This is a genomic window from Streptomyces sp. NBC_00989 (assembly GCF_045162655.1).
Taxonomy (GTDB): domain Bacteria; phylum Actinomycetota; class Actinomycetes; order Streptomycetales; family Streptomycetaceae; genus Streptomyces.
This window is the reverse complement of the sequence record NZ_CP108728.1, coordinates 5,491,971-5,511,670: the sequence shown is the minus strand read 5'-3', so window position 1 is coordinate 5,511,670 and position 19,700 is coordinate 5,491,971. Positions and strand designations below refer to the sequence as shown.

The following is a 19,700-nucleotide window of genomic DNA, read 5'->3' as shown; positions in this document are numbered from 1 at the left end:
GCAGCGTGATCGAACCGCACGCGCCGGCCCGGCCGGGTACCCAGCCACCGTGGGCCGGCCCCGCGCGGCTGCCCGTACGGCCGGGCACGGGCCGGTTCCTGGTGCTCGCGGGTGTCTTCGTCTGCGCGGCCTGCGGACTCGTGTACGAACTCGAACTCGTCGCCCTCGCCTCGTACTTGATCGGCGACTCGGTCACCCAGGCGTCCGTCGTCCTGTCCGTCATGGTCTTCGCGATGGGCATCGGCTCGCTCGCCGCGAAACGGCTGCGCTGGCACGCGGCGGCCGGGTTCGGCGCGGTCGAGGCGGCCCTCGCGCTGATCGGCGGCTGCAGCGCGATGGCGTTGTACGCGGTCTTCGCCTGGACCGGGAACTGGGGCGGGCTGTGGGCGCAGGGCCCGCGCTGTCTCCTGGTCGCGTTCTCCCTGGCCATCGGTCTGCTGATCGGTGCGGAGGTTCCGTTGCTGATGGAGCTGATCCAGCGGATCCGCCGTCAGGACGCGGGGGGCGCGGTCGCCGATCTGTTCGCGGCGGACTACGTCGGTGCGCTCGTCGGCGGGCTGGCGTTCCCCTTCCTGCTGCTGCCGTTCCTGGGCCAGTTGACCGGCACCCTGCTCACGGGCACGGTCAACGTGGTCGCCGGCGGCTCGCTGGTCCTGGGCCTGTTCCGCCGCGACCTGACCCGCCGGGGCCGCTGGCTCCTGATCATCGCCAACCTCACCGTCCTCGGCCTGCTCGCCTCCGCCGCCGTACTGGTCGACGACTTCGAACGGGCCGCACGGCACGCGGTCTACGGCAAGGACGTCCGCGTCGCGCTCCAGACCGACGTCCAGGAGATCGTCCTCACCGGCGGCACCCACGGGCGCCCCCTGGACCTCTTCCTCGACGGCCGCCTGAGGGTCAGCGGACGCGACGAGAACCGCTACCACGAGGCGCTCGTCGCCCCCGCGATGAACGGCCCCCACGCGCGCGTGCTCGTCCTCGGCGGCGGCGACGGCCTCGCGGCCCGCGAGGTGCTGCGCCACCGGGGCGTGCGCCGCGTCGACATCGTCGAACTCGACGCGGGCGTCGTCCGGTTGGCCCGCCACGATCCCGCTCTGTCCGGTCTGAATGGCCATGTCTACGACGACCCGCGCGTCCACGTGACCACGGGCGACGCCTTCGACCTGCTGCGCGGGGTGCGCCCGGGGTCGTACGACGTCGTCATCGCGGATCTTCCCGACCCCGGTATCACCGCCAGCACGAAGCTGTACTCCCAGGAGTTCTACGGCCTCGCCCGCCGCGCGCTCACGGAGCGGGGGCGGCTGGTCGTGCACGCCGGGCCGGTCTCCTCGCGGCGCCATGTCTTCTGGACGGTGGTCGCCACGGTCCGCGCGGCCGGGCTCCACACGGTCCCGTACCGGGTGGGGGGTCGTGCCTCGGGGTTCGCGGCGGGGCCCGATCGGACGACCGGGACGTCCCGGGCTCCGCGGGACTGGGGGTTCGTGCTGGCGGCGCGGGGGGTGGGGCGGCCGGCGCTGGGGCTGGATCCTCGGGGGCCGCGGTTGGGGACGCTGACGGAGGCGGGGTTGGAGGGGGATGTGAGGGCGGCGGAGCGGACGTGGGTCGGGGGAGTGGCGGCCTCTACGTTGGTGCATCCGCGGTACTGATGGTGGATGGGTCGGGGTCGGGGCGGCTGCGGGCTCATGGTGCCGGGAGGGGTGCTGCCCCAGGGGATGCCCGCACTGAGCCGCTCACACCAACACGGCCGCACTTCTGGGCAACGGCAGGTGTACCCCCGGGCAACCTAGGTAGGCTCGGCAAGCATGGAGCATGAGGTGTACGTTCCGGTTCCCGCCGAGCGACTGCGGGCCGCGCTCGCGGACCCCGCCCGGGTCGCCCGCGCCGTCCCCGGCTTCCAGCAGGACGCCGGCAGCGAACCCGTCGCCGGACGCCTGAAGGTCCGTGTCGGCAGTCACTCCATCACCTACCGGGGAGCGGTGCGCGTCTCCGCGCAGGACGACGGTACGTACGCCGTGGAGGGCGACGCCACGGAGGCTCGCGGCAGCGGCTCCGTCAAGCTCGCGCTCACGCTGCGCGTCCGTGAATCCGACGGCGGCTGCACCCTCGTCTTCGACGGTACGGCGACCGCGGACGGCCGGATCACCGAACTGGCGCCGGACGCGGTGCGGTCGGCGGCGAGCAGGCTGCTGGACCGGTTCGCGGAGAACCTGGGCGCGGACATGGATGAAACGGGCGTAGACGAATTGGGCGTGGACGAACCGGAGAAGTCCCAACCCGCGGACCCCACCTCCGTGTTCGAGCCGGCGGAAGCCGACGGGACGGACGAGCCCGACGACATCGATGAGCCCGATGACATCGACGAAGTCGGCGACGTCGGTGAAATCGGTGCCACCGTGGCCGGCATCGGGGGGCTGGACGAACCCGGACCCCATGTCTCCGAGACCTTTGCCGACACCCCCGAACCTCCCGCCGAGGCCGCCCACGCCCGGCGGACGATGATCGGGCGCAGTGCGGAGGAGGTCGATCACGCGCCGCCGCGCGGGCGTTACGCTCCCGTTCCCGCCCCGCAGACCGTCTCGGCGAACGCCACGCTCCGTTGGGCGGCCCCGGCCGCGGCGCTGGTCGTGGCGTCGGCGATCGTGGTCAACAGGGTGCTGCGCAAACGCCGTTGACGGGTCGCCGTCCGCCTTTCCGATCAGCCCAGTAGGGTCGTGCCGTGAGTAACGAAGAGATCACGCTGACCGCGGGCGACGCGGAAGTGACGGTGCAGCCGGGCAACGGCGGCCGTATCGGAGGGCTCCGCGTCGGCGGCACCGAACTCCTGCGCCAGGGCGAGCGGTTCGGGTGCTTCCCGATGGTCCCCTGGTGCGGCCGGACCCGCGACGGCCGCTTCCTGGACGGCGGGACCGTCCGCCAGATGCCCCTCAACTCCCCGCCGCACGCCATCCACGGCACCGTCCGCGACGGCGCCTGGCGCACCGCCCGCAGGTCGGCCGACGAGGCGGTCATCACGTACGACCTGGTCGAGCCGTGGCCCCACCCGGGCCGCGTCACCCAGGTCGTCGCGCTGACCGGGGACGCCCTGACGCTCACCATGGCGGTGGAGGCGTACGACGACTCGTTCCCGGCGCAGATCGGCTGGCACCCGTGGTTCCACCGGAACCTCGGCGGTGAGGACGTGACCGTCGACTTCAGCCCCGCCTGGCAGGAGGAGCGCGGCGACGACCATCTCCCCACCGGCAACCGCGTCGACCGTAAGCCGGGTCCCTGGGACGACTGCTTCGGTATGCCCGGTGGTGTGGATGTGACGCTGACCTGGCCGGGGCAGCTGGAGCTGAAGGTGACGAGCCCGGAGGAGTGGGTCGTCGTCTACGACGAGCAGGAGGCCGCCGTGTGCGTGGAACCGCAGACCGGCCCGCCCAACGGCCTGAACACCCTGCCCCGCCTGGTCACGCCGATCGAGCCGCTCGAAGCCACGATGACCTGGGCGTGGACCCGCCTCTAAGCTGGGCGGCATGACGGACGTACGCGGCGTGGTGCTGCAGCAGATCAAGGACAAGGCCGTGGTGCACGGCAAGGTGACCCTGTCGTCGGGGCTGGAGGCCGACTACTACATCGACCTCCGCCGCGTCACCCTCGACGGGGAGGCCGCTCCGCTCGTCGGGCAGGTGCTGCTGGACCTGACCGCCGGCCTCGACTTCGACGCGGTCGGCGGGCTGACCATGGGCGCCGACCCGGTCGCCACGTCGATGCTGCACGCCGCCGCCGCGCGCGGCCGGAAGCTGGACGCCTTCGTCGTGCGCAAGGCCGCGAAGGCGCACGGCATGCAGCGTCAGGTGGAGGGTCCGGAGATCGCGGGCCGCCGGGTGCTGGTCGTCGAGGACACCTCCACCACCGGCGACTCCCCGCTCACCGCCGTCGAGGCCGTGCGCGCGGCCGGTGCCGAGGTCGTCGGCGTCGCGACCATCGTGGATCGGGCGACCGGTGCCGCCGAGAAGATCGAGGCGGGCGCGGGAGTGCCGTATCTCTTCGCCTACTCCAAGGACGAGCTGGGCCTGGACTGACCGCCTCCGCCCGAGTTATTCACTTATCCACAGGTCGAGACGGACAGGGGCGACCATCCGGTCACGTCTGGAAAGATGGGGCCGACGATGACGTCGCACCCAAGGTCTAGGTCAGGGCCGTAGCACGCAGATCGCGAAGATCGCCAACCCGCACATACCAAGGAGCGGACAGATGCCCATCGCAACCCCCGAGGTCTACAACGAGATGCTCGACCGGGCGAAGGCAGGCAAGTTCGCCTACCCGGCCATCAATGTGACCTCGACCCAGACCCTGCACGCTGCGCTGCGCGGCTTCGCGGAGGCCGAGAGCGACGGCATCGTCCAGATCTCCACGGGTGGCGCCGAGTTCCTGGGCGGCCAGTACGCCAAGGAGATGGTCACGGGCTCCGTGGCCCTGGCCGAGTTCGCGCACATCGTCGCCGAGAAGTACCCGGTCACGGTCGCGCTGCACACCGACCACTGCCCCAAGGACAAGCTCGACGGCTACGTCCGTCCGCTGATCGCCGTCTCCGAGGAGCGCGTGAAGGCCGGCGGCAACCCGCTGTTCCAGTCGCACATGTGGGACGGCTCGGCGGAGACCCTCGCCGACAACCTGGCCATCGCGCAGGAGCTGCTGGCCCGCGCGGCCGCCGCGAAGATCATCCTTGAGGTGGAGATCACCCCGACCGGTGGCGAGGAGGACGGTGTCTCGCACGAGATCAACGACTCCCTCTACACCACGGTCGAGGACGCGATCCGCACCGTCGAGGCGCTCGGCCTGGGCGAGAAGGGCCGCTACCTGCTGGCCGCGTCGTTCGGCAACGTGCACGGCGTGTACAAGCCGGGCAACGTCGTGCTCCGCCCCGAGCTGCTCAAGGAGCTGAACGAGGGCGTGGCCGCGAAGTACGGTCAGCCGGCCGGCAGCAAGCCGTTCAACTTCGTCTTCCACGGCGGCTCCGGCTCCACGCCGGAGGAGATCGCCACCGCGCTGGAGAACGGCGTGGTGAAGATGAACCTCGACACCGACACCCAGTACGCGTTCACGCGCCCGATCGCGGACCACATGTTCCGCAACTACGACGGTGTCCTGAAGGTCGACGGCGAGGTCGGCTCCAAGAAGACCTACGACCCGCGCACCTGGGGCAAGCTCGCCGAGGCGTCGATGGCCGCGCGCGTCACCGAGGCCTGCTCGAACCTGCGCTCCACGGGCACGAAGATCAAGTAAGGGTCTTCCGGGGCGCCCGTCGGGACGCCTCTTTCGCGAGCCCGGTGCTACGGCACCGGGCTCGTTGTATACCTGGGTCATGTCCGATGTCCGGCTCGCCTCGCCCCAGGGCAAGTGGATCCTGCTGACCACGGTCCTCGGTTCCAGCATGGCCATGGTGGACTCCACCGTCGTCAACGTCGCGCTGCCCCGCATCGGCCGCGATCTCGACGCCGACCTGGCCGCCCTCCAGTGGACGGTCAACGCGTACATGCTCACGCTGGCCGGACTGATCCTGCTGGGCGGTTCGCTCGGCGACCGCTACGGCCGCCGCAAGATCTTCGTCCTCGGTGTGGTGTGGTTCGCGGGGGCCTCCCTGCTGTGCGGACTCGCGCCCAACGTGGGTGTCCTGGTCGCCGCGCGTGCGTTGCAGGGCATCGGCGGCGCGCTCCTCACGCCCGGCTCCCTCGCCCTGATCCAGGCCTCCTTCCACCCCGACGACCGGGCCAGGGCGGTCGGCCTGTGGTCCGGCTTCGGCGGTATCGGCGCGGCGATCGGCCCGTTCCTGGGCGGCTGGCTGGTGGACGGCCCCGGCTGGCGCTGGGTGTTCCTGATCAACGTCCCCATGGCGCTGATCTGCGCCCCCATCGCCGTACGCCACGTCCCCGAGTCCGCGGACGGCCGCAAGCACGGCCGCTTCGACATCCTCGGCGCGGCGCTGGGCGCTGTGTCGCTCGCGCTCGTGACGTACGCGCTGATCGAGGCGCGTAACGGCTCGCTGGTGGTCGTGCTGACCGCCGTCGCGGGCGTGGCCGCGGGCGTCGCCTTCGTCCACGTCGAGAAGCGCAGCGCCGATCCGATGATGCCGCCGGACATCTTCGCGTCGCGTCAGTTCACTGCGGTCAACCTCGTCACCCTCTGCGTGTACGCGGCCTTCGGCGGCTTCTTCTTCCTCACCGCGCTCCAACTCCAGGTCGTGGCGGGCTACTCGGCGCTCCAGGCCGGCACGGCCCTGCTCCCGACGACCGCCCTGATGCTGCTCTTCTCGGCCCGCTCCGGCGAACTGGCCCAGCGCATCGGCCCCCGCATCCCCCTCACCGTCGGCCCCCTCCTGTGCGCGGCGGCGATGCTGCTGATGCTGCGGGTCGGCCCGGACTCCTCCTACCTCACCGACGTCGTGCCCGCCCTCCTCGTGATGGGCACCGGCATGGTCGCCCTGGTCGCCCCGCTCACGGCCACCGTCCTCGCCTCCGTGGACACCGCGCGGGCGGGCCTGGCCAGCGGCGTCAACAACGCGGCGGCCCGCGCGGCCGGCCTCATCGCGGTCGCCGCGCTGCCGCTGCTGGCGGGCATGGGCCCGGAGGCGTACCGCTCGGCGCCCGCCTTCGACCACGCCTTCGACCGGGCGATGCTGTGGTGCGCGGGCGTCCTGGTGGCGGGTTCCGCCCTGGCCTGCGCGACCGTACGGCGCCCGGCACCGGACTGCCGCCGCCCGGAGTGCCTCACTCACGGGTGGGTGACGGCTCCGCCGCTGGAGCCGCGGGTGGGGAAGGGACGTCTCGAGTAGCGGCTCGTGTGGCGGCTTGTGTGGCGGCTCGTGTGGCGATTCGTGTGGCGGTTCGATGCCGTGCGGTACCGGGATGCCGGGCATTGGCCGCCCCTGGGGGAGACTGGAACCCATGACGATTCACGAGAACCTCCTCGGGGGACCGCCCCCGACCCACCTCCCCGAAGACCCCGGGCCGCGCGACCTCCTCGCGAGCGGTGCGACGCCCGCCGACGTCGCCGCCAAGTACCCGACCTCCTCGCTGGCCTGGGCGCTGTTGGCCGACGACGCGTTCGAGCGCGGCAGCGTCGTGGAGTCGTACGCCTATGCCCGTACGGGCTACCACCGCGGCCTGGACTCGCTGCGCCGCAGCGGCTGGAAGGGCCACGGCCCCGTCCCCTGGGAGCACGAGCCGAACCGCGGCTTCCTGCGCGCCCTGCACGCCCTCGCCCGCGCCGCGCAGGCGATCGGCGAGCAGGAGGAGTACACGCGGTGCAGCCAGTTCCTGAAGGACTCCTCGCCCACGGCGGCCCAGACGCTCGGCTAGTCCGGGGACGTTGATGCAGGTCCGCCTGGTGTGACCAGGCGGACCTTGCGGTTCCGGGGGACGATTGGGGAGGATGCCCGGTGGGGACCGGGGCCACCGTGTCGAAAACGGCAGGGGCGGACCGCTACCCGGAGTACGCATCAGGAGACAGCGATGTCCCAACCGGCTCAGGAACCTCAGGAGCCCGAGGCCCCGCATCTCGACTTCCAGGGGACGACCCCCTACGAGGACTACGTCCAGGCCGACGTCCTCACCCACCTCCAGCACACCCGCTCCGACGACCCCGGCGAGATGGTCTTCCTGGTCACCACCCAGGTCATGGAGCTGTGGTTCACCGTCATCGTCCACGAGTGGGAGACCGCCGCGCGGGCCCTGCGCGAGGACCGGGTGCCGGTCGCGATCGACGCGCTGAAGCGTTCCGTACGGGAACTCGACGCGCTCAACGCCTCCTGGCGGCCCCTCGGCCAGCTCACGCCGGCCCAGTTCAACTCCTACCGTGCCGCCCTCGGCGAGGGCTCCGGCTTCCAGTCCGCGATGTACCGCCGCATGGAGTTCCTCCTCGGCGAGAAGTCCGCGTCCATGCTCGTCCCGCACCGCGGAGCGCCGCGCGTGCACGCCGAGCTGGAGAAGGCCCTGCACGAACCGAGCCTCTACGACGAGGTGTTGAGGCTCCTCGACCGGCGCGGGCACGCGGTCCCCGAGGCCGTACTGACGCGTGACGTGACGCTGCGGTACGAGCCGTCGGACGCGGTGGAGGAGGTGTGGACCGCCCTCTACTCCGGTGCCGCGGACGACGAACTCGCCCGGCTGGGCGAGGCGTTGACCGACGTCGCCGAACTGGTGTGGCGATGGCGCAACGACCATCTCGTCGCCACCCGGCGCGCGATGGGCGCGAAGACCGGGACCGGCGGCTCCGCGGGCGTGGCCTGGCTGGAGAAGCGCGCCCAGAAGAACGTGTTCCCCGAGCTGTGGACGGCGCGCTCCCATGTCTGAACTTGCCGCGGAAGCAGAGAAGTTGGACGCCGGTGACGAACTGGCCGGTGTGCGTGCGCAGTTCGTCCTCGACACGGTGTCCGATCATGCGGCTGATGCCGCGGGTGTCTATCTGGACGGGAACTCTCTCGGCGCGCTGCCGGCCGGTGTCCCCGGGCGGGTCGAGGACGTCGTCCGGCGTCAGTGGGGCGAGCTGCGTATCCGCTCCTGGGACGAGAGCGGCTGGTGGACCGCGCCCGAGCGGATCGGCGACCGGATCGCTCCGCTGGTCGGGGCGGCGGCCGGGCAGATCGTCGTCGGCGACTCCACAAGTGTCAATGTCTTCAAGGCACTTGTGGCGGCGGTGCGGATGACGGCCGGCTCGGGCCGGGACGAGATCGTCGTCGACGCGACGACCTTCCCCACGGACGGGTACATCGCCGAGTCGGCGGCCCGGATGACCGGGTGCACGCTGCGGCCGGTGCTCCCGGCCCAGGTGCCGGACGCGCTGGACGACCGTACGGCGGCGGTGCTCCTCAACCACGTCGACTACCGCACCGGCCGGCTGCACGACCTGCCCGCGCTCACGGCCGCCGTGCACGCGGCGGGCGCCGTGGTCGTCTGGGACCTGTGCCACAGCGCGGGCGCCCTGCCGGTCGGACTCGACGAGCACGGAGTGGACCTCGCGGTCGGCTGCACCTACAAGTACTTGAACGGCGGCCCTGGTTCACCCGCGTACATCTATGTGCGGCGGGAGTTGCAGGACCGCTTCGACTCGCCGCTCCCCGGCTGGAACTCGCACGCCGAACCCTTCGGCATGCGGCCCGCCTACGAACCGGCGGCGGGCGCGCTGCGCGGCCGCGTGGGCACGCCGGACATCCTGTCCATGCTCGCCCTCGAAGCCGCCCTCGACGTGTGGGACGGCGACGGCGTCTCGATCGGGGCGGTGCGCGCCAAGTCCCTCGCCCTGACGGACTTCTTCCTGGAGTGCGTGGCGTCGTACGTCCCCGCCGGGCAGGTGGAGTCGGTGACTCCGGTGGCCCACGCGGAGCGCGGCAGCCAGGTCGCGCTGCGGTGCGCGGACGCCGGGGACGTGATGAAGCGGCTGATCGAGCGGGGTGTGGTCGGCGACTTCCGGCATCCGGACGTGCTGCGGTTCGGATTCACGCCGTTGTACGTCGGGTTCGGGGACGTGGAGCGGGCGGCCCGGGTTCTCGGAGACGTGATCCGCTAGAAGCTGTACCTCGATCTAACTGTCGTAGGAGATATGGGCGGTTAGGTTGCCGGAGAGGCCGGTGACGTACACCCCTGCCACGGCGGCGGCCCGCGCGGCCTGCGCGGCGCGCTCCGCGGCGGGGGTGTCCGGGGCGGTCCCGGTGGTCAGCAACTCGTAGTAGAGGGGCGCCGACACGGCCCGTACGACCTGGGAGGCGTCGGTGCCGGCGGGCAACTCCCCACGCGCTACGGCCTGTTCGACACAGGGCACCCACTCGGCGACCCGCACCTCGTAGAAGTGGCGCAGCGCGTCGGCCGTACGGGCGTCGCAGGTCGCGGCGGCGATGACGGCGCGGAACAGGGCGCCCTGCCGGGGATCGGCGAGCGTGCGCTGCACGAGCAGGGCGTTGGCGCGCAGGTCGCCGAGCAGCGAGCCCGTCTCCTCGCGCGGCAGCGACTGTTCGGCCATGTCGACGAGGAGGTCCGCGACCAGTGCGGTCACCGAACCCCAGCGCCGGTACACCGTGGTCTTGCCGACCTCCGCGCGCCGGGCGACGTCCGAGAGGTCGAGCCGGTCGACGCCCTGCTCGGCCAGCACGTCACCCGCGGCCCGCAGCACCGCCGTACGCACGCGTGCCGTGCGGCCACCGGGGCGCAGGGTGCCGGGTTCGGGGTCGGGGTCAGGGTCGGGCCGGCGTCTGTGCTCGTGCTCGTCCTCGGCGGACATTGCGGACTCCTTGGAGTGCTGATGAGGTGCCGTGACGGGCACGGCGTCAGCGTAACGAAACAGCAGAACCGTTTAACCCTCACCCAGCGTGACATCCGCGTGTCCGCGCACGTCACCGGCCTGGTAGCGTCCCGCCAACGGCCGCAATCTTCTCCAGGTCCGCCACATCCGAACCGTCCAAATCCGTTTCTTCGCTGAGAGGTTGGAGCATGCCGGACGACGCAGCCGCACGTGCCGCAGCAGAAGAGGAGTCGGCCTTCTCGCACCCCGCCGTCGACCCCGACAGCACCGCCGTGTACGGCGACCACCCCGACCAGGTGATCGACTTCTACGCCCCGCGCGGCGAGCGCGTGCCGGGCGAGGCCGCACCCCTGGTCGTAGTACTCCACGGGGGCGCGTGGCGCGCCCCGTACGACCGCCGGCACATCACCCCGTTCGCGGACTTCCTGGCGCGACGGGGGTTCGCGGTGGCCAACGTCGAGTACCGGCGGGGGCCCGCGAGTTCTGCTGAGGGTGCCTCGATTCCGGCGCAGGGCAGTGCGATCGGCGCCGCCGGAGGCCCGGTCGCGGGGCGCTGGCCGGACACCTTCGACGATGTCGCCGCCGCGCTGGACGCGCTCCCCGCGCTCGTACGGGAGGCGCTGCCGCAGGCCGATCCGCGCCGCACGGTGATCACCGGGCACTCGGCGGGCGGCCATCTCGCCCTGTGGGCGGCGGCCCGGCACGTCCTCCCGAAGGACGCCCCCTGGCGCACCGGCGCCCCCGCCGCGCTGCGCGGTGTGGTCGCCCTCGCCCCGATCGCCGACTTCACGGTCGCCGAGAAGCTCGCCGTGTGCGACGGAGCGGCCGGTCAACTCCTGGGCGGGCAGGCCAGGTTCGCCGAGCGCCTGCCGTACGCGGACCCGTCGCTCCTGCTCCCCACCGGCATCGCGACCACCCTGGTCCAGGGCCGCGCCGACGACGTCGTCCCTCAGGCGGTCGCCGAGTCCTACGCGGACGCGGCGGCGAAGTCGGGTGAGGTCGTCGGCCTCACCCTGCTGGAGGACGTCGGCCACTTCCCGCTGATCGACCCGGCGGCGGACGCGTGCGCGGTGGTGGCGGAGGAGATCGCACAGCTGGCTTGGTGAGCAGCCGCCGCGTGGGTGCCTGCCCGCCCCGGTCATACCCGTAATACCTGAGAGCTACGGCGCAGATGAGCTCCCTGGTGTGACGCGGACGACGAGCACGGATCCGTAATTTTCCTTCCAGATGAGCCCGGCGGCCGACCGGCGGGCGGACTGGGAGGGATACGGGAATGGGGATCGGGGCGGGGACAGGGGCGGGGACAGGGGCGCGGCTCGACGTGGGCGTGGCCGAGGCAGCGACCGGCGGGCTGGGCGCGGAAGTCTCCGTGGGGTCCGTGCCGCGGGCGGGCACCCGCGCCCGTACCGGCAGATGGCGCCGCGCACTGCTCGCCGCGCTCGTCACCGGCGCCGTGGTGATCCCCCTCTCGGCCGCCGCGCGGCCGGAGATCCCCGCGCCGGTGCCCGCCACCCTCGCCCCGCTCACACCGGCCACGCTGGACGAGGCGTACGCGGCGAACCGGGCCAACGCCGCCGAGGCGTCCCGTATGGCCGCCGCCGACGGGGACGACGGTCGCGCCGCGGCGGACCGCGCGATGGCCGACCCGGACCGGAACCTCCTCGCCTTCGACGGCCGGGGAGAGGGCCAAGCGACGGAAGTCTTCGGCGACTTGGCGCACGCCGACCGCGTGGCCGTCCTGGTCCCCGGCTCGGACACCACGCTCGACACCTACGACCGCTTCCGCGCGACCGCGCTCAACCTGCACCGCCGGCTGACCCGGGACGCCCCCAACTCCCGTACGGCGGTGGTGTCCTGGCTCGGCTACCAAACCCCGCGCACGGTGAGCACCACGGTGCTGACGGCCGACAGGGCGGACCAAGCGGCCCCGCACCTGCGGGAGTTCATACGCCGGCTGCACGCCGTCACCGGCCGCGGGGCGCACGTCACGCTGGTGTGCCACTCGTACGGCACGGTCGTCTGCGGCCGGGCCGCCGCCGGTCTGGCCGTGTCCGACATCGCCCTGATCGGCAGCCCCGGGACGGGGGTCGACTCCGCCGCCGGTCTGCGCACCCCGGCCCGCGTCTGGGCGGCACGCGGCGCCGACGACTGGGTCGGCGGCGTCCCGCACGTCAGCGCGGACCTGTTCGGCACGACCGTCGGCTTCGGTACCGATCCGGTGTCCCCGGCGTTCGGCGCCCACGTCTTCGCGGCCGGCGACGTCGGCCACAGCGACTACTTCACCCCGGGCACGGCCTCCCTGGCCAACCTCGCCCGGATCGTCCTGGGCGAGACCTCGGAGGTGACCCATGCGTGACCGGACCCTGAGCGGCACGACGGACGGCATCGGGATACCGCACGGCGGCCTGCGCGGCATACGGCGCGGCACGCACGGCATACGGCGCGGTGCCGCCCGCCTCGACGCCACGACCCCGCCCGACCGGGACCGCGCCGTGGACGCCCTGCGCGCCCTCGCGATCCTCGGTGTCGTCCTGGGCCACTGGCTGGTGACGGCCCTGGTCGCGGACGGCGGCGCGCTGCACACGGCGAGCCCGTTGCAGCACATGCCGTGGCTGGCGCCCATCTCCTGGGCCTTCCAGACACTGGCGGTGTTCTTCCTGGTGGGCGGCCATGTGGCGACCCGCGGTTACGCCTCCGCGCGGGCCCGGGGCACGACGTACGGCCAATGGCTGACCGGCCGGCTGACCCGGCTGTTCCGGCCGGCGGCCGCGGTCCTCACCCTGTGGACGGTGACGGCGATCGCGCTGCTCCTGTCCGGCGCGGACTTCGAAACGGTGCGCACGCTGGTCAAGTTGGCGCTGTCACCGCTGTGGTTCCTGGTCGTGTTCGCGGGCCTGACGGCGGCCACGCCCCTCGTGGCCCGGCTGAACCCGCTGTGGCCGCTGGCCGTCGTACTGCACGTGGACCTGATCCGTTTCGGACTCGGCGGCCCATCCTGGCTCGGCTGGGTGAACGTGGCGGCGGGCTGGCTCGTGCCGTACACCCTCGGCGCGGCCTGGACCCGGGGCGAGTTGGACCGCGCCCGGGCGGGCTGGGTCCTGCTGGCGGGCGGTACGGCGGCGACGGCGGTACTCGTCCTGTGGGCCGGCTATCCGGCGTCGATGGTCGGCGTCCCCGGCGCCACGATCTCCAACCTCGACCCGCCGACCCTGGCCGCCGTCACCTTCGGCCTGGCCCAGTGCGGCCTCGCCCTACTCCTCCGCGACCGGCTGCGCCGGACGATGCGCCGTCCGCTCGCCTGGTCGGCGGTGGCCCTGGTCAACCTCTCCGCGATGACGATCTTCCTCTGGCACCAGACGGCCCTGATGGCGACCACGGCCACGACTCTCCCCGCCGGCCATCTGCCCGGACTGCACACCCACCCCGACGGGCTGACGTGGGTCGCGGCTCGGGTGGCCTGGCTCCCGGTGTTCGCGCTGGCCCTGACGATCTGCTGGACGGCGTTCCGGACGTACGAGCAGGACCCGCGCCCCCGCCCGATCCGCGCCCTCATCCACACCCGCACCCGCACCCGAGCGAAGAGCCTTCACCGTGCCTAGGGTTGACCAGGTGAACCCAGCCGCCGACGGTGCCGAGCCCGCACCCGGACCATCCGCACCGGCCTCCGCGCCACAGATCTCCGAACGCCGCTGGCTCCGTCGCCTGACGTACGTCCTCATCGTCCTCGCCGCCCTCGGCGTCTTCCTGTCCGGCACGGACGAGCTGATGCGCGACTACGAACTGGGCGAACTCCAGGGCCTGTTGGCCGGCCTCGCGCAAGCTGCCGCCCTGGTCCTCGCCCTGCGGCGCCCCGTCCCCGCCTGGGCCCTGTCCCTCGGTGCCACGGCCGTCACCGCGCTGGCGGGCCGCCCCGCGCTGTCACACAGTCCGCCGCTCCCCGGCCCCAACTGGCCCTGGAGCACCACCGAAGTCCTCGTCCAGGCCGTCGTCCTCCTGTTCCTGGCGCTGCGGGAACCCACCCGCAGAGCCCTCGCGGCGCTGGCCGTGACCGGTCTGGTGACCTACGTCGTCCAGGGACTGATCGGCGCCCAGCGCTACTCCTCGACGGGCACGGTCGCGGTCGCCGTCTGCGCGGTGGCCGTCCTCGTCGGCACCGCCCTGCGCGGTCGCAGCGAGGCCCGTACCCAGCTCGTCGAACAGGTGACGATCACGGCGGAGGAGCGGCACCACCGCACCCTCCTGGAGGAGCGCAGCCGTATCGCCCGCGAGCTGCACGACGTGGTCGCCCACCACATGTCGGTGATCTCCATCCAGGCACAGGTGGCGCCCCACCTGGTCGAGAACCCGTCGGCGGAACTCAGGGAGAACCTGGAGGGCATCAGACAGAACGCCCTCGAAGCCCTCATCGAACTGCGTCGGGTCCTCGGCGTGCTCCGTTCGGAGGACCCGGAGTCCCCGGACGACCCGTACACCCTGGCCGCCCCCGGCACCGGTGCCGCCCCCGACGCCCCGCAGCCCACGCTGGACCGGCTGGACGCCCTGATCGAGAACACCAGGACCGCCGGTCTCGACGTGCGCAGCGACGTCAGGGGCGAGGCGCGCCCGCTGGCACCCGGCGTGGAGCTGTCGGCGTACCGGATCATCCAGGAGGCGCTCAGCAACGCGCTGCGGCACGCGCCCGGTTCCACGGTCGCCGTCGAGGTCACCCATCTCGCCGAGGGGCTCCAGCTGACGGTCACCAACTCCCGGCCGCAGCAAGCCGCCCCGCCCTCCCCGGGTGCCGGTCACGGCCTGCTCGGGATGCGGGAGCGCGCGTCGATGCTCGGCGGACACCTGACCGCGACGAGAACATTCCAGGGCGGCTTCGCGATCGTCGCGTTCCTGCCCCGGGACGGCGTCGCCCTCCCCGACGAACCCGTCATCCCCGGCGGGCCTCCCTTCCCCGAGATCATCTTCCCGAAAGGAGACGAGAACCCATGACGAGCGGCACCAGTGGTACCAACGGCAGCATCCGTGTACTCATCGCCGACGACCAGCAGATGGTCCGGCAGGGCTTCACCGTGCTGCTCAACGCCCAGCCCGGCATGGAGGTGGTCGGCCAGGCGGTCGACGGCCTGGACGCGGTGGCCAAGGTCGCCGAACTCGCCCCGGACGTCGTCCTCATGGACATCCGCATGCCCGAACTCGGCGGCATCGAGGCGACCCGCCGCATCACCGTCGCGACCCCGCAGATCAAGGTGCTGGTGCTCACCACCTTCGACCTCGACGAGTACGTGTACGAGGCGTTGCGCGCCGGCGCCTCCGGCTTCCTCCTGAAGGACGCGTCCGCCGACCAACTGGCCGAGGCGGTACGGGTGGTGGCGGCCGGCGACGCGCTGCTCGCGCCCGGTGTCACGCGTCGCCTGATCGCCGAGTTCTCCCGGCTGAACGGGACACCGCGCACCCCGCTGAAGTCACGCGTCGGCGACCTCACCGAGCGCGAGACGGAGGTCCTCGCGCTGATCGCGCAGGGCCTGTCGAACGCGGAGATCGCCGAGCACCTGCTGGTCGCCGAACAGACCGTGAAGACCCATGTGGGCCGCATCCTGGTGAAATTGGGCCTGCGGGACCGTACGCAGGCGGCGGTGTTCGCGTACGAGTCGGGGCTGGTCAGGCCGGGCGGCGGCCGCTGAAGCCACGGTGTCCGCGGCGGTGACCACGGCAGCCACGGCAGCCACCCGTGCCCGTGAAACCAGGCCGTCAGGCATACCCGTAGTACTTGAGACGGACGGACCAGGACCCTTCTCACAGGTGACGACGGCTACCCGCCCCGCCGCCTACCGTTTTGAACGTGACCGATACGACCCAGCAGATGCCGCCAGGCGCCGCCACCAAGCCGCGCAGCCCGGAGTACAGGCTGGCCGTGGACGCCCTGCGCGGGCTGCGGCAGGAACTGTTCCTCCACGACGCCTTCGCCTACCGCCCGTTGCCCCGATCCACCGCCCAAGGCCCGCTGACCCGGCGCCTGAAGGGGCGGGCGCGGGAGTACGCGGCCTGGACCCCGCACGCCCTGATCGTCGCGGCCGGCCTGCTCGCGATGTTCATCGCCTCGGACAACGCGATCCGCGGCGCGGGCACCAACACGATCCTCGGTCTGCTCGCCCTGCTGCCGGTGCTGCTGACCCTGGTGCGGCCGGTCGGCGCGTTCTGGGTGTCCATGGTCGCCACCCCGGTCGGCACGATGCTGGCGAACGAGTGGGACGACTCGTGGCCGTGGCTGGCCGGCAGCTTCGCCTGCCATCTGTTCGTGCTGACGATTGTGGCCATCCGCACCCGGCCGCGCACCGCCGCCTGGATGTGGGCGCTGACGGCGGTCTACGGCTTCATCGCCGGCAGCGTCGCCGGCGGCCGCTCCTTCCGCTCCGACACGGCGGAGGTGCTGTTCAGCTCCGCGCTGGTCCTGCTCGGCGTCGCGGTCTGGCAGATACGCCGCGAGGCCCGGCAGGAGGTCACCGCCCAACTGACGGTGACGGCCCACGAGCGCTCCCGGCGCACCCTCCTGGAGGAGCGCACGACGATCGCCCGTGAGCTGCACGACGTGGTCGCCCACCACATGTCGGTGGTCGCCATCCAGGCGGAGGCCGCGCCCTACCGCGTGGAGAACCCGCCGCCGGAGCTGGAGCGCGCGTTCGTCACGATCAGGGAGAACGCGGTGGCGGCCCTGACCGAGCTGCGCCGGGTCCTGGGCGTGGTCCGCGCGGAGGACTACGAGGCGCCCGACGCCCCGCAGCCCACCCTCGCCGACATGGACGCGCTGCTCGCCAATGTGCGCGACGCCGGCCTGAGCGTCGACAAGGCGGTGACGGGGGCGGTGCGTGAACTCCCGCAGGGCGTCGAGCTGTCGGCGTACCGGATCGTGCAGGAGGCGTTGAGCAACACCCTGCGGCACGCGCCCGGCGCGAGTGCCCGCGTGGAGATCGGTTACGTGCTGGGCGGGCTGGGCCTGCGGATAGTCAACGGCCCGATGCCCGAGCCGAGCCTGGTGAAGCCCTCGCCGGGCGCGGGGCACGGCATCACCGGGATGCGGGAGCGGGTCTCCATGCTGAACGGCGAGATGACGTCGGCCCCGGCGGACGACGGCGGCTATGAGGTGACGGTGTTCCTGCCGGTCCCGAGTGCGGTGGAACCGGTGCCGAGTGCGAGCGGAGGTGACGTATGACGATCCGCGTACTGATCGCGGACGACCAGATGATGGTGCGCGAGGGCTTCTCGGTCCTGCTGGGCGCGATGCCGGACATCGAGGTCGTCGGCGAGGCGGTGAACGGGCGCGACGCGGTCGAGCGGGTGCGTGAACTGGCCCCGGACGTCGTCCTGATGGACATCCGCATGCCGGAGATGAACGGCATCGAGGCGACCCGGGAGATCGTCGCGGCGGACGGCGCGGCGAAGGTGCTGGTGCTCACCACGTTCGACCTCGACGAGTACGTGTACCAGGCGCTGCGCGCGGGAGCCTCCGGCTTTCTCCTCAAGGACGCCTCGGCACGTCAACTCGCCGACGGGGTAAGGGTGGTGGCGGCAGGAGAGGCGCTGCTCGCGCCCTCCGTCACCAAGCGGCTGATCACGGAGTTCTCGAAGCTGTCCGAGACGCCCCGCCTGATGCCCAGCGCGCAGCAGGGGACGTACGGGGATCTGACCGAGCGGGAGACGGAGGTGCTGGTCCTCATCGCGCAGGGCCTGTCGAACGGGGAGATCGCCGAGCGGCTGGTGGTCGCCGAGTCGACGATCAAGACCCATGTCAGCCGCGTCCTGGTGAAGCTGGGGCTGCGGGACCGTACGCAGGCGGCGGTGTTCGCGTACGAGGCGAGGCTGGTGAGACCGGGGTGATCCGGCACCGCCAGCGCGCCGGGCCGGACGATCTCCTCGAACTGGTCGACCATCACCCAGCTGTCCGGCTCCCCGTCCCCCGGCACCAGCAGATGCCCGTGGGTCGCGACGGGCGTGGCCGCCGGGGTGAGCACGCGCAGCACCGCGCAGCCGTCCGCGGCGAGCGAGGGCAGCCGTTCACCGCCGGCCGCCTGTGCGAGGGTGGCCGCCGAGTAGTGCGCGCGCCGGGCCGTCACGCGGTACGACGGTCCACAAGGCTGTGGACAACACTCAAGACACCCCTGGTCAGAAGCCCGCCCAACGGTTAGCGTCCGTCCATGGCAGCTGCTGACGACCTCGCCTTCGACCCCTGGGACCCGGCGTTCGTGTCCGACCCGTACCCCGCCTACGCCGAACTGCGCGACCGGGGCCGGGTCACCTACTACGAGCCCACCGACCAGTGGCTCGTCCCCCGGCACGCGGACGTCTCGGCACTCCTCCGCGACCGCCGCCTCGGCCGCACCTACCAACACCGCTTCACCCACGAGGACTTCGGCCGTACGGCACCCCCGCCCGAGCACGAGCCCTTCCACACCCTCAACGACCACGGCATGCTCGACCTGGAGCCCCCGGACCACACCCGCATCCGGCGCCTGGTCTCGAAGGCGTTCACCCCGCGCACGGTCGAGCAACTCAAGCCGTACGTGAGCCAGTTGGCGGGTGAACTGGTGGACGCCCTGGTGGCCAAGGGCGGCGGCGACCTGCTCACCGACGTGGCCGAGCCCCTCCCCGTCGCGGTGATCGCCGAGATGCTCGGCATCCCGGAGTCGGACCGCGCCCCGCTGCGCCCCTGGTCGGCGGACATCTGCGGCATGTACGAACTCAGCCCGTCCGAGGACACGGCGGCGAAGGCGGTCCGCGCGTCGAACGAATTCTCCTCGTATCTACGCGAGTTGATCGCGGTCCGCCGCAAGAACCCGGGTGACGACCTCATCTCCGGCATGATCGCGGCCCACGACGAGGACGACGACCGCCTCACCGAACAGGAGCTGATCTCCACCGCTGTCCTCCTGCTGAACGCGGGCCACGAGGCGACGGTGAACTCCACGGTGAACGGCTGGTGGGCCCTGTTCCGCAACCCGGATCAGCTGGCGGCCCTGCGCGCGGACCACTCCCTCATCCCCTCCGCCGTTGAGGAGCTGATGCGCTACGACACCCCGCTCCAGCTCTTCGAGCGGTGGGTGCTGGACGAGATCGAGATCGACGGTACGACGATCCCGCGCGGCGCGGAGATCGCGATGCTGTTCGGCGCGGCCAACCACGACCCGGCGGTCTTCACCGACCCCGAGCGGCTGGACCTCACCCGCGCCGACAACCCGCACATCAGCTTCAGTGCGGGGATCCACTACTGCATCGGCGCCCCCCTGGCCCGTATCGAACTGGCGGCTTCCATGGGGGCGTTGCTGGCGAAGGCCCCGACGCTGCGGCTCGCGGCGGAGCCGGAACGCAAGCCGAACTTCGTGATCCGGGGACTGGAGGGGCTGAGCGTCGAGGTGGGGTAACGGCCCGTCATAGGACTCGAG

18 protein-coding genes are annotated in these 19,700 nt (G+C 72.1%); 17 read left to right on the top strand and 1 reads right to left on the bottom strand.

Going from position 1 to position 19,700, the window contains the following annotated elements; translation table 11 throughout:
- Positions 1 to 5: 5 nt before the first annotated feature.
- The 9 genes from OG714_RS24100 (at position 6) to kynU (ending at position 9,546) form a co-directional block, all read left to right on the top strand.
- Positions 6 to 1,646, top strand: a complete 1,641-nt coding sequence (locus tag OG714_RS24100; RefSeq protein ID WP_406123958.1) for a polyamine aminopropyltransferase — start codon at positions 6 to 8, stop codon at positions 1,644 to 1,646.
- Positions 1,647 to 1,802: 156 nt separating this feature from the next.
- Positions 1,803 to 2,672, top strand: a complete 870-nt coding sequence (locus OG714_RS24095; protein WP_406123957.1) for an SRPBCC domain-containing protein — start codon at positions 1,803 to 1,805, stop codon at positions 2,670 to 2,672.
- Between the two features lie 44 nt (positions 2,673 to 2,716).
- Entirely contained in the window at positions 2,717 to 3,505 is a 789-nt protein-coding gene (locus tag OG714_RS24090) for an aldose 1-epimerase (RefSeq protein ID WP_406123955.1), read from the top strand.
- A 10-nt stretch (positions 3,506 to 3,515) separates the two neighbouring features.
- Positions 3,516 to 4,064: an orotate phosphoribosyltransferase gene (pyrE, locus tag OG714_RS24085; protein ID WP_406123953.1), complete on the top strand. Its 549-nt coding sequence runs from the start codon at positions 3,516 to 3,518 to the stop codon at positions 4,062 to 4,064.
- Between the two features lie 172 nt (positions 4,065 to 4,236).
- On the top strand, positions 4,237 to 5,268 hold the full coding sequence (gene fbaA, locus OG714_RS24080; RefSeq protein ID WP_366494516.1) for a class II fructose-bisphosphate aldolase: 1,032 nt from the start codon (positions 4,237 to 4,239) through the stop codon (positions 5,266 to 5,268).
- 79 nt (positions 5,269 to 5,347) lie between these two features.
- A complete protein-coding gene (locus OG714_RS24075) occupies positions 5,348 to 6,814 on the top strand; it encodes an MFS transporter (RefSeq protein WP_406123951.1) in 1,467 nt (488 codons plus the stop codon).
- A gap of 112 nt (positions 6,815 to 6,926) precedes the next feature.
- Complete coding sequence (locus OG714_RS24070) at positions 6,927 to 7,340, top strand: DUF3151 domain-containing protein (RefSeq protein ID WP_403595886.1); 414 nt, start codon at positions 6,927 to 6,929, stop codon at positions 7,338 to 7,340.
- A gap of 153 nt (positions 7,341 to 7,493) precedes the next feature.
- Positions 7,494 to 8,333, top strand: coding sequence for a tryptophan 2,3-dioxygenase family protein (locus tag OG714_RS24065; RefSeq protein ID WP_406123949.1), 840 nt, complete (start codon positions 7,494 to 7,496; stop codon positions 8,331 to 8,333).
- On the top strand, positions 8,326 to 9,546 hold the full coding sequence (gene kynU / locus OG714_RS24060) for a kynureninase (protein ID WP_406123947.1): 1,221 nt from the start codon (positions 8,326 to 8,328) through the stop codon (positions 9,544 to 9,546). The genes OG714_RS24065 and kynU overlap by 8 nt, the downstream gene beginning before the upstream one ends.
- Positions 9,547 to 9,561: 15 nt before the next feature.
- Here kynU and OG714_RS24055 read toward each other — a convergent pair whose 3' ends face one another.
- Positions 9,562 to 10,254, bottom strand: a complete 693-nt coding sequence (locus tag OG714_RS24055; RefSeq protein ID WP_406123945.1) for a TetR/AcrR family transcriptional regulator — start codon at positions 10,252 to 10,254, stop codon at positions 9,562 to 9,564.
- A gap of 209 nt (positions 10,255 to 10,463) precedes the next feature.
- Here OG714_RS24055 and OG714_RS24050 point away from each other — a divergent pair, with 209 nt between their 5' ends.
- From OG714_RS24050 to OG714_RS24015, 8 genes are all read left to right on the top strand, one after another.
- Positions 10,464 to 11,381, top strand: a complete 918-nt coding sequence (locus tag OG714_RS24050; protein WP_406123943.1) for an alpha/beta hydrolase family protein — start codon at positions 10,464 to 10,466, stop codon at positions 11,379 to 11,381.
- Positions 11,382 to 11,653: 272 nt separating this feature from the next.
- Positions 11,654 to 12,631: an alpha/beta hydrolase gene (locus OG714_RS24045; protein ID WP_406131927.1), complete on the top strand. Its 978-nt coding sequence runs from the start codon at positions 11,654 to 11,656 to the stop codon at positions 12,629 to 12,631.
- A 79-nt stretch (positions 12,632 to 12,710) separates the two neighbouring features.
- A complete protein-coding gene (locus OG714_RS24040) occupies positions 12,711 to 13,874 on the top strand; it encodes an acyltransferase (RefSeq protein WP_406131926.1) in 1,164 nt (387 codons plus the stop codon).
- 10 nt (positions 13,875 to 13,884) lie between these two features.
- Positions 13,885 to 15,255, top strand: coding sequence for a sensor histidine kinase (locus tag OG714_RS24035; protein WP_406123941.1), 1,371 nt, complete (start codon positions 13,885 to 13,887; stop codon positions 15,253 to 15,255).
- On the top strand, positions 15,252 to 15,947 hold the full coding sequence (locus OG714_RS24030) for a response regulator (protein WP_406123939.1): 696 nt from the start codon (positions 15,252 to 15,254) through the stop codon (positions 15,945 to 15,947). Before OG714_RS24035 ends, OG714_RS24030 begins: the two co-directional genes overlap by 4 nt.
- 179 nt (positions 15,948 to 16,126) lie before the next feature.
- Entirely contained in the window at positions 16,127 to 17,473 is a 1,347-nt protein-coding gene (locus OG714_RS24025; protein ID WP_406131924.1) for a sensor histidine kinase, read from the top strand.
- Positions 17,470 to 18,138 carry a response regulator gene (locus OG714_RS24020; protein ID WP_406123937.1) on the top strand — a complete coding sequence of 223 codons (669 nt, stop codon included), beginning with the start codon at positions 17,470 to 17,472 and terminating at the stop codon, positions 18,136 to 18,138. The genes OG714_RS24025 and OG714_RS24020 overlap by 4 nt, the downstream gene beginning before the upstream one ends.
- A 317-nt stretch (positions 18,139 to 18,455) precedes the next feature.
- Positions 18,456 to 19,679, top strand: coding sequence for a cytochrome P450 (locus tag OG714_RS24015; protein ID WP_406123935.1), 1,224 nt, complete (start codon positions 18,456 to 18,458; stop codon positions 19,677 to 19,679).
- Positions 19,680 to 19,700: the final 21 nt, after the last annotated feature.